Consider the following 14,100-nt stretch of genomic DNA (forward strand, 5'->3'; position numbering starts at 1 on the left):
CGCACCGCGGCACCACGGGAACTCCCCGGCCCCGGCGGAACGTAACCTTGCCGCCATGCGAAACCGCCCGATCCCCGGCAGCTCCGGACTGGTCCGTGAGATGAGTCTGCTCGGCGACCCGTTGCTCCATCGCGCCTGCGAGGACGTCACGGACTTCGGCCCGTCGCTGGCGCGGCTGGTCGAGGACATGTTCGCGACGATGTACGCCGCGCAGGGTGTCGGGCTCGCCGCCAATCAGGTCGGCGTCCCGCTCAAGGTGTTCGTCTACGACTGCCCGGACGACGACGATGTCCGCCATCTGGGACACGTGGTCAATCCCGAACTGGTCGAGGCGGACGGACTCACCGTACGCGGACCGGAGGGCTGTCTGTCACTTCCCGGTCTGGAAGCGGGCACGGATCGCTTCGACCACGCGGTCGTCGAGGGCCTCACGATGACGGGCGAGCCGGTCCGGATCGCCGGGACGGGATGGTTCGCCCGGTGCCTCCAGCACGAGTGCGACCACCTGGAGGGCACGGTCTACACCGACCGGCTCACCGGGCTGCGGCGCACCCGGGCGCTGCGCGCGGCACGCCGCGCACCCTGGGCGCGCGGGGACTGAGCGCGCGGGGCTCCCGGGCCCGGCATGCGGGAGCGGGTCAGAACCCCGGGCCGCCCTGGAGGTCGCCCGCCTCCGCGAGCCTGCCCCACAGCAGATCGGCGAGGCTGCTCACCAGCCGTTCGCGGGAGCAGGGCCGGTCGCCGAGCCACCAGTCGCCCGCCGCGTGCATCATGCCGACGATCCCGTGCCCCCAGATGCGGGCCATCTGCTCACTGTCCGGGCCCAGGTCGACGCGCTCGGCGATCACCTGGCCCAGCTCCTCGCCGAGGCGGCGCAGCAGCGGCGCGGAGTGTCGGCCGACGTCGAAGCCCTGCTCGGGGGAGGGGGCGGTGTCGGCGGCGGCACCGTCGGCGGGATGCATCAGGAAGCGGTAGACCTGGGGGCGGGCCTCGATCGCGGCGAGATAGGTGTCGAGCGTCGACTCCACCCGCTCACGCCGGTCGGCGGGCGCGTCCAGGGCGGCCCGCAGGGCGCTGAGCAGCGCGTCGGTGTGGCGCTTGGCGAGGGCGCGGTAGAGGCCGCCCTTGTCCCCGAAGTGGCGGTAGAGGATGGGTTTGGTGATCCCGGCCTCGGCGGCGATGGCGTTCATCGAGGCCTGCGGTCCGTCCCTGAGCACCACCCGGTCCGCCGCTTCCAGCAACTCGCGGCGACGGCGCTCGGCCGCGGTCCGCTGCCGCTCGGCGCTTCGTGCGGTCTCCATGTCGTCTCTCCCACCCCTGGCCACGCGATGCGTCGCATCGCCTCTGCACGCCCGCGCAACGTAACACTCCGCAGGGCGGACGCCGGATCGGCTCCGTGGCGGTTGACAGTACCTACTTGCCGGTAACAGACTGTGGTTACCGGAAGTAACGCATGGTTTTCGCCGCAGTGCCTGGAGGGGAACATGGCCGAGTTCACGCTCGATCTCAACGACGACCAGAAGCAGGTCAAGGAGTGGCTCCACGGCTTCGCGGCGGATGTCATCCGCCCCGCCGCCTCGGAGTGGGACGAGCGTGAGGAAACGCCCTGGCCCGTCATCCAGGAAGCGGCCAAGGTCGGCATCTACTCCCTGGACTTCTACGCCCAGCAGTTCTTCGACCCTACGGGTCTCGGCATCCCCATGGCCATGGAAGAGCTCTTCTGGGGCGACGCGGGCATCGCCCTGTCGATCGTCGGTACGGGCCTGGCGGCCGTCGGCGTCCTCGCCAACGGCACCGAGGAGCAGATCGGCACCTGGATCCCGCAGATGTACGGCGACGCCGACGACGTGAAGGTCGCCGCCTTCTGCTCGTCCGAGCCCGACGCCGGATCGGACGTCGCCTCGATGCGCACCCGGGCCGTCTACGACGGGGCCAAGGACGAGTGGGTCCTCAACGGCACCAAGACCTGGGCGACCAACGGCGGCATAGCCAACGTGCATGTGGTCGTCGCCGTCGTCGACCCCGACATCGGCTCCAAGGGCCACGCCTCCTTCATCGTGCCGCCGAACACCCCCGGCCTCTCCCAGGGCCAGAAGTTCAAGAAGCACGGCATCCGCGCCTCGCACACCGCCGAGGTGGTCCTGGAGGACGTCCGCGTCCCCGGACGCTGCCTGCTCGGCGGCAAGGAGAAGCTCGACGAGCGCCTCGCCCGCGCCCGGGAACGCGCCAGGTCCGGCGGCGAGCGTGTCAAGAACGCGGCGATGGCCACCTTCGAGGCGTCCCGCCCGGCCGTCGGCGCGATGGCCGTGGGCACCGCCCGCGCCGCCTACGAGGTCGCCCTCGACTACGCGAAGACCCGCAGCCAGTTCGGCCGCCCGATCATCGACAACCAGGGCATCGCCTTCCAGCTCGCCGACATGCGCACCCGGATCGACGCCGCCCGGCTGCTGGTCTGGCGCGCTTCCTGGATGGCCACCACCGGCAAGCCGTTCACCTCGGCCGAGGGCTCCATGTCCAAGCTGTACGCGAGCGAGACCGCCCGGGACGTCACCGCGCAGGCGATCCAGATCCTCGGCGGCAACGGCTTCACCCGCGAGTACCCGGTCGAGCGCATGCACCGCGACGCGGCCATCTACACCATCTTCGAGGGCACCAGCGAGATCCAGCGCCTGGTGATCGCCCGCACCCTGTCGGGCATGCCGATCCGCTGACGGTGACAGGAAGGGGGCGGCCCGGGCACGCGTACCGGACCGCCCCCTTCCGGCGTACTCAGCCGGGCAGCTGCGCCTCGATCGCCGCCACGACCTCCGTGGCCTCGGGCTCGGTGCCCGGCCGGAGCCGGGCGACCGGCTCACCGGCCGGCGAGATGAGGAACTTCTCGAAGTTCCACTGGACGTCCCCGGCCTCCCCGGCCGCGTCCGCCAGCTTCGTCAGCTCCACGTACAGCGGATGCCGGTCCGCGCCGTTGACGTCGATCTTCTCCAGCAGCGGGAAGGTGACCCCGTACGTCGTCGAGCAGAAGCTCTGGATCTCCTCCGCGCTCCCCGGCTCCTGCCCGGCGAACTGGTTGCACGGGACACCGAGCACGGTCAGGCCCCGGTCCCCGTAGTTCTGCTGCAACCGCTCCAGACCCTCGTACTGCGGGGTGAGCCCGCACTTGGAGGCCACGTTCACCAAGAGGACGGCCCGGCCGCTGTAGGCGCCCAGCGTGGTCGGCTCGCCCGCGAGGGTGCGCAGCGGAATGTCGTGCAGCGTCATGAAACTCTCCCTGATCAGTGCGTGGTCGTGCCCATGGTGCCGCCCACCGCTCACGGAGCGGCGAGCTCCCTGTAGTAGAAAGTGGTCGGCTTGAGGCTGCCCGCCGGATCCGCCGCGTATCCCGGTACACTCCCGACCTTCGTCCAGCCCGCCTTGCAGTACACCTGCTCGGCCAGGCTGCCGCTCTCGGTGTCCAGGATCAGCAGCGTGATGCCCTCGGCCGCCGCGTACGTCTCGACCGCGGCCAGAAGCGCCCCGCCGAGCCCCTGGCCGCGCGCCGAGGGCCGGACCATCAGCTTGGCGACCTCCGCGCGGTGCCGGGCGTTCGGCAGCGGAGCCCGGACCAGGGCGATCGTCCCCGAGACCCGCCCGCCCTCGCGGGCGATCCAGGTGCCGATCCGCCCCGCCTCCACGTCGGCGGCCCGCTCACGCCACCAGGCGGCGGCCGTCTCCCGGGCCAACGGGGCGAGGAAGCCCACCGAGGACCCCTCATCGACGGTCTCGACCAGGAGGCAGGCCAGCTCGTCGGCGTACGTGACCAGCTCGGGGGCGGACACGTGGACGATCTCGGTCATGCGCGGGGGTCCTTTCACAGGGCAGGGTCGCAAGGAACCGTACGGCCCGCGGCGGAGGCTCTTTCCTCCAGGGTGCACGGGTGCTCCACCCCGGCGACGTCATTTCCCACGGTGCCGCCCATCGCCTACCCGGATGCGCCGCCCGACACCGGGTGCGCGTGAGGTCACCCGCCTCTCCACCCGTCCGTCAGGCCTCTTCGGCGAGCCGGCGGGCACGGTCACGGTCACGCCGTAGTCCGACCCGTTGCCAGATCGCCCGCTGGGCCTTGAGCGTGGCCGTGCCCACCACGATCAGCACCAGGATGTTCACCACGAGCTGGATCGCGGATCCCCGTACGTCGGACCAGCTGGTGAACGCCGTGGAGACGGCGATGTCCGCCGCGGCCGGGATCGTCGTCACGGAGATGAACACGCCGAGCAGAGCGCTGGTCCTGGCCTCGGTGAGCGACACGATCCCGACGATCCCGGCCAGGGTCGCGACGGCGACCGAGAAGAAGTTCGGCGTGTTGATGAGATTGGAGACGGGGCGCAACCCCCGGTCGAAGGCCTCCGACTGCATCCCGAAACCGCGGATGAGGAGCGCGAAGAGGAACGTGACGACGACAGTGAGGAGGAAACCGGCCCCCATGGCGGCCAGCCCGCCGCGCACCATGGCCCGATGGCCCCGGTCGATCCCCAGCGCCACGCTGAGGATGGCGCCGTACTCCGGCCCGACGACCATCGCCGCCACGATCAGGATCTGCGAGTTGGTGACGATGCCGACCGAACCGATCAGCCCGGCGACGACGAGATAGAGGAAGAAGCTCGGCGGGTACCGCCCGCCGGATCTGATGCGCGCCTCGACCTGCTCCCAGACCGGAGCCCGGCTCAGCGGCCCCAACGAGCGCCGTCCCCCTTCGGTGGCGGCGCCGGAGAAGGCCATGTCGACCGGTTCGATGACGAGGGACCCACGCTGGTCCAGCCGGACGGCGCGCAAGCGGTGCAGCACGTCGTTCGCCGCCCCCGTCAGCACGTCGCAGGCGATGGAGTCGCCGTCGGGACGGCGCGCGGCGTCGCGCTGCACGATGAGGTTGAGCACGCAGGGGTCACCCGAGAGCAGGCCGACGACCTCGTCGGTCAGGTCCGGCGGGCTCACCGCTCGGATGTGGATCATGTCCATCCCGGTACCTCCGCGGCTCCCGGCCCCCTCGCACGGCGCGCCACCAGGCCGGTCGCCCCGGCGCTCACTCCAGTAACGCGGCCCCGCCCCCGTTCGGCAAACGGGGCGCCGGCCCCGTGCCCCCGGCGCAGGACGTGTGCCGCGCACCCGGGGCGGCGGTGCCGGACAGTGAGGGGACGGGGCCCGGCCGGGAGGAAGGCGCCTGGGCTGGTCCCCGCCGATCGCCGACCACGGGTGACCGACGACAACGCCGCAGGTGCGCGGGGACGACCCCGCGAGACCGGCATGATCACACGGGGCCCTCGCGGACGGCCGAGGCCGCCGTACTGGCAGGATCGACGTGTGGAGATTCCCGACGCCCTTCCCGAACCGCTGCCCGGAGCCGCCGGAGCCGCCGGAGCCGCCGCCCGGGACCCCGCCGCCGAAGGCGAGCAGCACCGGGGCCGCCGTCTCGTCCGCTGCCGCCTCTGCGGCCGGCCCCTCACCGGGACCGGCTCGCGCCGGGCCGGCCTCGGACCGTCCTGCGACGCCAAGCTGCACCCGGCGCCGCCGGACATCCGCACCCGCCGCCACGAGGTCGACCAAGACCCGTTGCCCGGCATCTGACACACGACAGGACCTAGAGTCGCCGGAACAGTCCCTCCTGCACCACCGACACCAGCAACTGCCCCGAACGGTCGTAGATCCGGCCCCGGGCAAGCCCCCGGCCGCCCGTGGCGATCGGCGACTCCTGGTCGTACAGGAACCACTCGTCCGCCCGGAACGGCCGGTGGAACCACATCGCGTGGTCCAGCGAGGCCATGTCGAAACCGCGCGGACCCCACAGCGGCTCCACCGGGATGCGCACCGCGTCCAGCAGCGTCATGTCGCTCGCGTACGTCAGCGCGCAGGTGTGCACCAGCGGGTCGTCGCCCAACGGGCCCACCGCCCGCATCCAAACCGCGCTCCGCGGATCCGCGTCCTTGATCTCGTCCTTCGTCCAGCGCAGCCGGTCGACGTACCGGATGTCGAAGGGCTGCCGCCGGGCCATCCGCTCCAGCGCCTCCGGCAGCACGCCCAGGTGCTCGCGCACCTCCTCGGCCACCGTCGGCAGCTCCTCCGGGTCCGGGACGATCCGGGCCGGCGGCAGCTGGTGTTCAAAGCCCGCCTCCTCGGGGCGGTGGAACGACGCCGTCAGATTGAAGATCGTCCGGCCCTCCTGGACCGCCGTCACCCGCCGGGTGGTGAACGACCGGCCGTCCCGCACCCGCTCCACCTGGTACACGATCGGCACTCCAGGGCGGCCCGGCCGCAGGAAATAGGCGTGCAGCGAGTGCACCGGCCGGTCCCCGTCGGTGGTCCGGCCCGCCGCCACCAGCGCCTGGCCCGCGACCTGCCCGCCGAAGACCCGTTGCAGGGACTCCTCGGGGCTGCGGCCCCGGAAGATGTTGACCTCGATCCGCTCCAGGTCGAGAAGGTCGACCAGGCGCTCGGCCGGGTTCGTCATGCCGTACCTCTCCATTCCCTTGCCGGGGGGTACCTCACAGCTGGCCGACCTCGGTGACCCGGAGCACCGCCCGGCCCTCCTCGTCGGACGCCGCGAGATCCACCTCGGCCTTGATGCCCCAGTCGTGATCGCCCGCCGGGTCGGCGAACGCCTGCCAGACCCGCCACAGCCCGTGCGCCGGGTCCTCCTCGATCTTCAGCAGCTTCGGACCCCGCGCGTCCGGACCGGTCCCGATCTCCTCGTGCGCGTCCCAGTAGGCGTCCATCGCCTCGCCCCAGGCGTCCTCGTCCCACCCGGCGTCGCCGTCCAGCTCGCCCAGGTCCCGGACCCGGTCCAGCGCGGCCAGCTCCACCCGGCGGAACATCGCGTTGCGCACCAGCACCCGGAAGGCGCGGGGGTTGGCCGTGACCGGCTTGACCTCGTCCGCCTTCTCCTGGGCCTGCTCGGCGGTCTCCACCTCGGGGTTGGCCAGCTGCTCCCACTCGTCCAGCAGACTGGAGTCCACCTGGCGCACCATCTCGCCGAGCCAGGAGATCAGGTCCTGGAGGTCCTCCGACTTCACGTCGTCCGGGATCGTGTGCTCCAGCGCCTTGTACGCGCTCGCCAGATACCGCAGCACGATGCCCTCGGTCCGGGCCAGCTCGTAGTGCGAGGTGAACTCCGTGAAGGTCATGGCGCGTTCGTACATGTCCCGGATCACCGACTTCGGCGACACCGGGTGGTCGTTCACCCACGGGTGGCTCGTGCGGTACACGTCGTAGGCGTGCCACAGCAGCTCGCTCAGAGGCTTCGGGTACGTGACGTCCTGGAGCAGTTCCATCCGCTCCTCGTACTCGACCCCGTCCGCCTTCATCTGCCCCACGGCCTCGCCGCGCGCCTTGTTCTGCTGGGCGGCCAGGATCTGCCGCGGATCGTCCAGCGTCGACTCGACGACCGAGACCATGTCCAGCGCGTACGAGGGGGATTCGGCGTCCAGCAGGTCGAACGCGGCCAGCGCGAACGTGGAGAGCGGCTGGTTCAGCGCGAAGTCCTGCTGGAGATCGACCGTCAGCCGGACGATCCGGCCCTCGGCGTCCGGCGTCGCCAGCCGCTCCACCACTCCGCCGTCCAGCAGCGAGCGGTAGATGGCGATGGCCCGCCGGATGTGCCGCAGCTGAGCCCGGCGCGGCTCGTGGTTGTCCTCCAGCAGATGCCGCATCGCCTCGAACGCGTTGCCCGGCCGGGCGATGACCGCGAGCAGCATCGTGTGGGTGACCCGGAAGCGGGAGCTCAGCGGCTCGGGGTCCGAGGTGATCAGCTTGTCGAAGGTGGTCTCCGACCAGGCGACGAAGCCCTCCGGGGCCTTCTTGCGCACCACCTTGCGCTTCTTCTTCGGGTCGTCGCCCGCCTTCTTGACGTTCTTCTCGTTCTCGATGACGTGCTCGGGGGCCTGCGCCACGACGAAGCCGGCCGTGTCGAAACCGGCCCGGCCGGCCCGGCCCGCGATCTGGTGGAACTCCCGCGCGCGCAGGGTCCGCACCCGGGTGCCGTCGTACTTGGTGAGCGCCGTGAACAGCACCGTGCGGATGGGCACGTTGACGCCGACGCCGAGCGTGTCCGTCCCGCAGATCACCTTCAGCAGACCCGCCTGGGCCAGCTTCTCCACCAGGCGGCGGTACTTCGGCAGCATCCCCGCGTGGTGCACCCCGATCCCGTGGCGTACGTAACGGGAGAGGTTCTGGCCGAACTTGGTGGTGAAGCGGAAGCCGCCGATCATGTCGGCGATCTTCTCCTTCTCCTCCTTCGTGCACATGTTGATGCTCATCAGCGACTGTGCCCGCTCGACGGCCGCCGCCTGCGTGAAGTGCACGATGTAGACCGGTGACTGCCGGGTGTCCAGCAGCTCGGTCAGCGTCTCGGTGATCGGCGTGAAGCGGTATTCGTAGCTGAGCGGCACCGGACGGGTCGCGGAGCGCACCACGGAGGTGGGCCGCCCGGTACGGCGGGTCAGGTCCTTCTCGAACATCGCGACGTCGCCGAGGGTCGCCGACATCAGCACGAACTGGGCCTGCGGAAGCTCCAGCAGCGGGATCTGCCACGCCCAGCCCCGGTCCGGCTCGGCGTAGAAGTGGAACTCGTCCATCACGACCTGGCCGATGTCGGCGTACTTGCCGTCGCGCAGCGCGATGGAGGCCAGCACCTCGGCCGTACAGCAGATCACCGGGGCGTCCGCGTTGACCGAGGCGTCGCCGGTGAGCATGCCGACGTTCTCGGTGCCGAAGAGCTTGCACAGGTCGAAGAACTTCTCCGACACCAGCGCCTTGATCGGCGCCGTGTAGAAGGTGACCTTGTCCTGCGCCAGCGCCGTGAAGTGCGCGGCCGCCGCCACCAGGCTCTTACCCGAGCCGGTCGGAGTGGAAAGGATCACGTTCGCCCCGGAGACCACCTCGATCAGCGCCTCCTCCTGAGCCGGATAAAGGGTGATGCCCTGGGTCTCGGTCCATGACGAGAAGGCCTCGAAGAGGGCGTCCGGGTCGGGTGTCTTGGGCAGCTGGTCGATGAGGGTCACGCCCCCATCTTGCCTGTCTTCGGCCCGGATGAGGGAACCGGCGGACGGCACGAAGATCACGGACGGTACGCTGCGGTCTCAACCTGCCCGCGCCCTACCGGTGATGGGCGTACGAAGCAGTGGGGCGGGAAAAGACCATGATGGGACCGGCACACTCCCTGTCAGGGGCAGCGGCCTGGCTGGGGGTGGGCGCGGCGGCCGCCGCCACGGGCCACACGATGCCCTGGCCCGTCCTCGTCGTCGGGGCGCTGATCTGCGCGGGAGCCGCGCTCGCCCCCGACCTCGACCACAAGTCCGCGACCATCTCGCGCGCCTTCGGCCCCCTCTCCAAGGGGCTCTGCGAGATAGCCGACAAGCTCTCGTACGCCGTCTACAAGGCCACCAAGAGCAAGGCCGACCCCCGTCGCACCGGCGGCCACCGCACCCTCACCCACACCTGGTTCTTCGCCGTCCTGATGGGCGGCGGCTGCTCCTTCGCCGCGATCACCGGCGGCCGCTGGGCGGTCCTCGCGATCCTCTTCGTCCACCTGGTGCTCGCCGTCGAGGGCCTGCTCTGGCGGGCAGCCCGGGTCTCCAGCGACGTCCTCGTCTGGCTGCTCGGCGCCACCAGCGCCTGGATCCTCGCCGGAGTGCTGGACCAGCCGGGCAACGGGGCCGGCTGGCTCTTCGACGCCCCCGGCCAGGAGTACATGTGGCTCGGTCTGCCCATCGTGCTCGGCGCCCTGGTCCACGACGTCGGGGACGCGCTGACCGTCTCGGGGTGCCCGATCCTGTGGCCGCTCCCGATCGCCGGGAAGCGCTGGTACCCCCTCGGCCCTCCGAAGTTCATGCGGTTCCGGGCCGGCAGCTGGGTGGAGATCAAGGTACTGATGCCGGCCTTCATGGTCCTCGGGGGAGTGGGCGGGGCCGCCGCCCTCAACTTCATATGACCGATCGCCGCGCGCGCGGGCGGGCGACGCGCTCCGCCCCGTAGCACGATGGCAGCATGCTGCTCGCCGAGCTCGCCCAGGTCTCCCTGGAGGTCGCCGCCACCTCCGCCCGGTCCCGCAAGACGGCGCTCCTCGCCGGCCTCTTCCGGGACGCCGCACCCGAGGACGTCCCTGTCGTCATCCCGTACCTCGCCGGACGGCTGCCCCAGGGCCGCATCGGTGTCGGCTGGCGGAGTCTCGGGGATCCGGTGGAACCGGCCTCCGGGCCGACCCTCACCGTCACCGGCGTCGACGCCGAGCTGACCGCCCTGGCCGCCACCTCCGGCCCCGGCTCCCAGGCCCTGCGCCGCGAACGCCTGCGCGCCCTGTTCGCCGCCGCCACCGCCGACGAGCAGCGCTTCCTGCGGGCCCTGCTCACCGGCGAGGTACGCCAGGGGGCCCTGGAGGCCGTCGCCGCCGAGGCCCTGGCCCACGCCGCCGGAGCACCGCCCGCCGACGTCCGGCGCGCCGTGATGCTCGCCGGGTCCCTCCAGGAGGTCGCCGAGGTCCTCCTCGCCGACGGACCCGGGGCGCTCGCCGGCTTCCGCCTCACCGTCGGGCGGCCCGTCCAGCCGATGCTCGCGCGGAGCGCCGCCTCGGTGGGCGAGGCCCTCGACAAGCTGGGCCCGTGCGTGGTCGAGGAGAAGCTCGACGGGATCCGGGTGCAGGTCCACCGGGACGGCGACCGGATCCGCGCGTACACCCGGACCCTCGACGACATCACCGACCGGCTGCCCGAACTGGTCACCGCCGTCGCCGCGCTCGAAGCGCGCCGCTTCGTCCTCGACGGCGAGCTGATCGCCCTGGGGGAGGACGGCAGGCCCCGTCCGTTCCAGGAGACCGCCTCCCGGGTGGGTTCACGGCGGGACGTGGCCGGGGCCGCGGCGCACGTGCCCATCGTTCCCGTCTTCTTCGACGCCCTCCTCGTCGACGACGAGGACCTGCTCGACCGGCCCTTCGCCGACCGCCACGCGGCCCTGGTTCGGCTGCTCCCCGAGAGCCTGCGGGTCCGGCGCACCCTCGTCGCCGATCCGGACGAACCCGAGGCCCGCGCGGCGGCCGACGCGTTCTTGGCGGACACCCTGGAGCGCGGCCACGAGGGCGTCGTCGCCAAGGACCTGGCCGCCGTCTACAGCGCGGGCCGCCGGGGCGCGTCGTGGTTGAAGGTGAAGCCGGTGCACACCCTGGACCTGGTGGTCCTGGCCGTCGAGTGGGGCAGCGGCCGGCGCACCGGCAAGCTCTCCAACCTGCACCTGGGCGCCCGCCGGCCCGACGGTACGTTCGCGATGCTCGGCAAGACCTTCAAGGGGCTCACGGACGCCCTGCTGGACTGGCAGACCGAGCGGCTGGGGGAGCTGGCGACCGACGACGACGGCCATGTCGTCACCGTACGCCCGGAACTCGTCGTGGAGATCGCCTACGACGGACTCCAGCGCTCCACCCGCTACCCCGCCGGGGTCGCCCTCCGGTTCGCCCGCGTCCTGCGCTACCGGGAGGACAAGACCGCGCGGGAGGCGGACACCGTGGAGACGGTCCTGTCCCGGCAGCCGTGAGCGCGCCCGTGCGAACAGGGCGCGCTCGTCGGCCGCTCAGTGCTTGATGACCGTCGCCGCCGTGTGCTCCTTGATCTGCTCCGGCGTCAGATAGACGTCCGTGTACTCGAAGTCCCGCAGCGTCGCCGGCTTGCGGGACTGGAACCCGGTCCGTACGAAGTCGTCGCCGGCGACCGCGTTCAGCATCCAGTTCGTCATCACCCGGGTCCTGGCGACGTTCGTCCGCAGCGCCGACCAGTGGTAGCCGCGCGCCACCGCCTGCGCGGGCAGCCCGCGCAGCTCGATGCCCAGCGGCTTGGACACGGCGTCCTTGCCGCCGAGGTCCACGACGAGCCCCAGGTCCTTGTGCACGTAGTCGCTGAGCGGCTGATGACGGAGCGAGGCGATCAGGTTGTCCGCCAGCACCTTTCCCTGCCGCATCGCGTGCTGCGCGGTGGGCGGGCAGACCGCCCCGTCGCCCTTCGCGAGGTCGGGCACCGCGGCCGCGTCGCCGAGCGAGAACACCCCGGCCGCGCCCGGCAGGTTCAGCTGTGGAGTCACCGCGAGCCGGCCGCGTACGGTCTCCGCGCCGAGGGTGGCGATCAGCGGGCTGGCGGCCACTCCGGCGGTCCAGATCAGGGTCCGGCAGGGCAGCACCCGGCCGTCGGTGAACGTGACCTCCTCCGGCCCCGCCTTCGCGATCGAGACCCCGAGCGACACCTCGATGTTCCGCTTGCGGAGCACCTCCAGGGCGGCCTGCCCCAGCTTGTCGCCCAGCTCAGGCATCAGCTTGGGCGCGATGTCGATCAGATGCCACTTGATCAGCCGCGGGTCCAGCCGCGGGTAGTGCCGGACCGCGCTGGTGGTCAGGCGCTGGAGGCAGGCGGCCGTCTCGGTGCCCGCGTAGCCGCCGCCGACCACCACGAACTGGAGCCGGGAAGCCCGCTCGGCCTCGTCGTCACTGGCGTCCGCCAGATCCAGCTGGGCGATGACGTGGTCCCGGACGTACGCGGCCTCGGCCAGCGTCTTCATCCCCCGGGCGTTGTCCAGCAGCCCCGGGATGTCGAAGGTCCGGGTGACGCTGCCCGCCGCCAGCACGATGTAGTCGTACGGCTCGTTCACGATCTCGTCCGTGATCTTCCGGATCACACAGACCTTCGCCCGCGTGTCCACGCCGATCGCCCCGCCCGGCACGATCCGGGTCCGGTGGCGGCGGCTGCGGCGCAGCGACACCGCGACGGACTGAGGTGTGAGCACCCCGGAGGCCACCTGGGGGAGCAGCGGCAGATACAGCTGGTAGGAGAACGGTGTGACGAGCGTGATCTGGGCCTCTCCCGGAGCGAGCCTGCGCTCCAGGCGGCGTACGCACTCGACGCCTGCGAAGCCGGCGCCGACGACGAGAATCCTGGGTGGTGCCACGGTCTGCGTCCCTTCTCGGGCTTGCGTGGTTCTGCGCTCGCCTGCCCCGTTTACCGGGTGATTCACCTCTCATCCTTAACCGGATGCCCCCGCGTCCGCCTCCTGGCAGGGGTGAACGGGGCCCGCTCACAGGGGCGGGGCGACCGCCAGCTCCCGCAGCCAGTGGGCGGCCTCGGCGCCCCCGGCCACGGCAGGCCCACCCTGCGGCGCGGGGAACATCCGCCCCCACGAGGCGGCCCGGCCGAGCGCCGCCAGCCGCCATGCCAGGCTCACCGAACGCCGCAGCCCGGCCGTCGTGACGCCCCCGCCGGTCCACGGCTCCAGATAGGCGTCCCGGAGCCGGGGCAGCACCTCGGGGCCGCAGCGCTCACGGGCCGCGAGGGCGGGCACCAGAAGGCTGGAGAACGGATGCCCGACCAGTGCGTCGCCCCAGTCGAAGAACGCGTACCGGCCGCCCACGGGCGCGAACAGCTGCTTCTCGTGCAGATCGGCGTGGTCCAGCGAGTCAGCCACCCCCGACGACGCCAGCTCCTCGCACCAGCCCGCCACCCGGGGCCGCAGCGCCTCCAGCGCCGCCCGGTCCTCCCGGGTCAGCACGGCGTTCTCCGCGACCAGCCGGTCGAACAGCGCCGGCAGCGCGCGCGGCCGGGCCGCCGGCACACCGAGCGCCTCGATCGCGTCCGCGTACGGGGTCAGCGCCCGCTGCATCGCGGCGTACTGGCGCAGCGGCTCCTCCCAGTACCGGGGGTCGACGGCGCCTCCTTCGAACCCTTCCAGCACGTCCCACAGCACCGGGCCGCCGTCCGGGGTGAGCAGCCAGCCGCGTGCGGCCTCGACGGCGAGCGGGGTCAGCACCCGCTCCGGGACCCAGCGCGCCAGGGCCTCGGTGAGCCCCGCCTCGAACGCCGCGGTGGAGGGTACGGCCTTGAACCACACGGGCGCCGGCCCCGCGACGGTCAGCCGTACCAGCACCGACCAGGGGCGCAGACGCACCGTTCGCGGGCCGGTCTCCCCCAGCCCGTGGGCGGCGAGGCCCTCGGTCACCCAGGCGAGGGCCTCCGCCCGCCAGGCCGGGTCCTCCCAGGGACTCACGGCGTCGGGGAAGCGCCCCCGGTCCACGGTCGTGGGCACGCCGGCCGTGGCTTCGCCGGCGGT

The 14,100-nt window shown here is 72.0% G+C and carries 13 protein-coding genes; 5 read left to right on the forward strand and 8 right to left on the reverse strand.

Annotation, left to right across the window (positions count from 1 at the left end; all coding sequences use genetic code 11):
* Positions 1-55 precede the first annotated feature (55 nt).
* Complete coding sequence (def, locus tag D581_RS0114405; RefSeq protein WP_018957919.1) at positions 56-601, forward strand: peptide deformylase; 546 nt, start codon at positions 56-58, stop codon at positions 599-601.
* A gap of 37 nt (positions 602-638) precedes the next feature.
* On the opposite strand, the gene D581_RS0114410 is transcribed toward def, so the two are convergent.
* Positions 639-1,301 (reverse strand): TetR/AcrR family transcriptional regulator, encoded by a 663-nt coding sequence (locus D581_RS0114410; RefSeq protein WP_018957920.1) that lies wholly within the window; start codon positions 1,299-1,301, stop codon positions 639-641.
* 183 nt (positions 1,302-1,484) lie between these two features.
* Here D581_RS0114410 and D581_RS0114415 point away from each other — a divergent pair, with 183 nt between their 5' ends.
* Positions 1,485-2,711, forward strand: a complete 1,227-nt coding sequence (locus D581_RS0114415) for an acyl-CoA dehydrogenase family protein (protein ID WP_018957921.1) — start codon at positions 1,485-1,487, stop codon at positions 2,709-2,711.
* Between the two features lie 58 nt (positions 2,712-2,769).
* Here D581_RS0114415 and D581_RS0114420 read toward each other — a convergent pair whose 3' ends face one another.
* The 3 genes from D581_RS0114420 to D581_RS0114430 form a co-directional block, all read right to left on the reverse strand.
* Complete coding sequence (locus D581_RS0114420; RefSeq protein WP_018957922.1) at positions 2,770-3,258, reverse strand: glutathione peroxidase; 489 nt, start codon at positions 3,256-3,258, stop codon at positions 2,770-2,772.
* A 50-nt stretch (positions 3,259-3,308) separates the two neighbouring features.
* Positions 3,309-3,833: a GNAT family N-acetyltransferase gene (locus D581_RS0114425; protein WP_018957923.1), complete on the reverse strand. Its 525-nt coding sequence runs from the start codon at positions 3,831-3,833 to the stop codon at positions 3,309-3,311.
* A gap of 187 nt (positions 3,834-4,020) precedes the next feature.
* Positions 4,021-4,992, reverse strand: a complete 972-nt coding sequence (locus D581_RS0114430; RefSeq protein ID WP_018957924.1) for a DUF389 domain-containing protein — start codon at positions 4,990-4,992, stop codon at positions 4,021-4,023.
* Positions 4,993-5,334: 342 nt separating this feature from the next.
* Here D581_RS0114430 and D581_RS0114435 point away from each other — a divergent pair, with 342 nt between their 5' ends.
* A complete protein-coding gene (locus tag D581_RS0114435; protein ID WP_018957925.1) occupies positions 5,335-5,598 on the forward strand; it encodes a DUF6011 domain-containing protein in 264 nt (87 codons plus the stop codon).
* Positions 5,599-5,611: 13 nt separating this feature from the next.
* Here the strand turns inward: D581_RS0114435 and D581_RS0114440 are convergent, their stop codons facing one another.
* On the reverse strand, positions 5,612-6,478 hold the full coding sequence (locus tag D581_RS0114440) for an acyl-CoA thioesterase (RefSeq protein WP_018957926.1): 867 nt from the start codon (positions 6,476-6,478) through the stop codon (positions 5,612-5,614).
* A 34-nt stretch (positions 6,479-6,512) separates the two neighbouring features.
* Complete coding sequence (locus tag D581_RS0114445) at positions 6,513-9,026, reverse strand: DEAD/DEAH box helicase (protein WP_018957927.1); 2,514 nt, start codon at positions 9,024-9,026, stop codon at positions 6,513-6,515.
* Between the two features lie 137 nt (positions 9,027-9,163).
* Between D581_RS0114445 and D581_RS0114450 the strand changes: the two genes are divergently transcribed.
* Together D581_RS0114450 and D581_RS0114455 are read left to right on the forward strand one after the other, a co-directional pair.
* Positions 9,164-9,955, forward strand: a complete 792-nt coding sequence (locus D581_RS0114450; protein ID WP_018957928.1) for a metal-dependent hydrolase — start codon at positions 9,164-9,166, stop codon at positions 9,953-9,955.
* Between the two features lie 56 nt (positions 9,956-10,011).
* Positions 10,012-11,547, forward strand: coding sequence for an ATP-dependent DNA ligase (locus tag D581_RS0114455; RefSeq protein ID WP_018957929.1), 1,536 nt, complete (start codon positions 10,012-10,014; stop codon positions 11,545-11,547).
* 36 nt (positions 11,548-11,583) lie between these two features.
* On the opposite strand, the gene D581_RS0114460 is transcribed toward D581_RS0114455, so the two are convergent.
* Complete coding sequence (locus D581_RS0114460) at positions 11,584-12,945, reverse strand: NAD(P)/FAD-dependent oxidoreductase (protein WP_018957930.1); 1,362 nt, start codon at positions 12,943-12,945, stop codon at positions 11,584-11,586.
* Positions 12,946-13,071: 126 nt separating this feature from the next.
* On the reverse strand, positions 13,072-14,076 hold the full coding sequence (locus D581_RS0114465) for a phosphotransferase (protein WP_032752731.1): 1,005 nt from the start codon (positions 14,074-14,076) through the stop codon (positions 13,072-13,074).
* Between the last annotated feature and the right edge of the window lie 24 nt (positions 14,077-14,100).

The sequence above is a fragment of the Streptomyces sp. CNB091 genome (assembly GCF_000377965.1).

What these genes read in the sequence shown, in the direction of transcription:
- D581_RS0114450 (WP_018957928.1), top strand. Translation starts at nt 9,164, where the DNA reads ATGATGGGACCGGCACACTCCCTGTCAGGGGCAGCGGCCTGGCTGGGG.
- D581_RS0114420 (WP_018957922.1), bottom strand. Translation starts at nt 3,258, where the DNA reads ATGACGCTGCACGACATTCCGCTGCGCACCCTCGCGGGCGAGCCGACC.
- D581_RS0114415 (WP_018957921.1), top strand. Translation starts at nt 1,485, where the DNA reads ATGGCCGAGTTCACGCTCGATCTCAACGACGACCAGAAGCAGGTCAAG.
- D581_RS0114410 (WP_018957920.1), bottom strand. Translation starts at nt 1,301, where the DNA reads ATGGAGACCGCACGAAGCGCCGAGCGGCAGCGGACCGCGGCCGAGCGC.
- def (WP_018957919.1), top strand. Translation starts at nt 56, where the DNA reads ATGCGAAACCGCCCGATCCCCGGCAGCTCCGGACTGGTCCGTGAGATG.
- D581_RS0114430 (WP_018957924.1), bottom strand. Translation starts at nt 4,992, where the DNA reads ATGGACATGATCCACATCCGAGCGGTGAGCCCGCCGGACCTGACCGAC.
- D581_RS0114440 (WP_018957926.1), bottom strand. Translation starts at nt 6,478, where the DNA reads ATGACGAACCCGGCCGAGCGCCTGGTCGACCTTCTCGACCTGGAGCGG.
- D581_RS0114425 (WP_018957923.1), bottom strand. Translation starts at nt 3,833, where the DNA reads ATGACCGAGATCGTCCACGTGTCCGCCCCCGAGCTGGTCACGTACGCC.
- D581_RS0114455 (WP_018957929.1), top strand. Translation starts at nt 10,012, where the DNA reads ATGCTGCTCGCCGAGCTCGCCCAGGTCTCCCTGGAGGTCGCCGCCACC.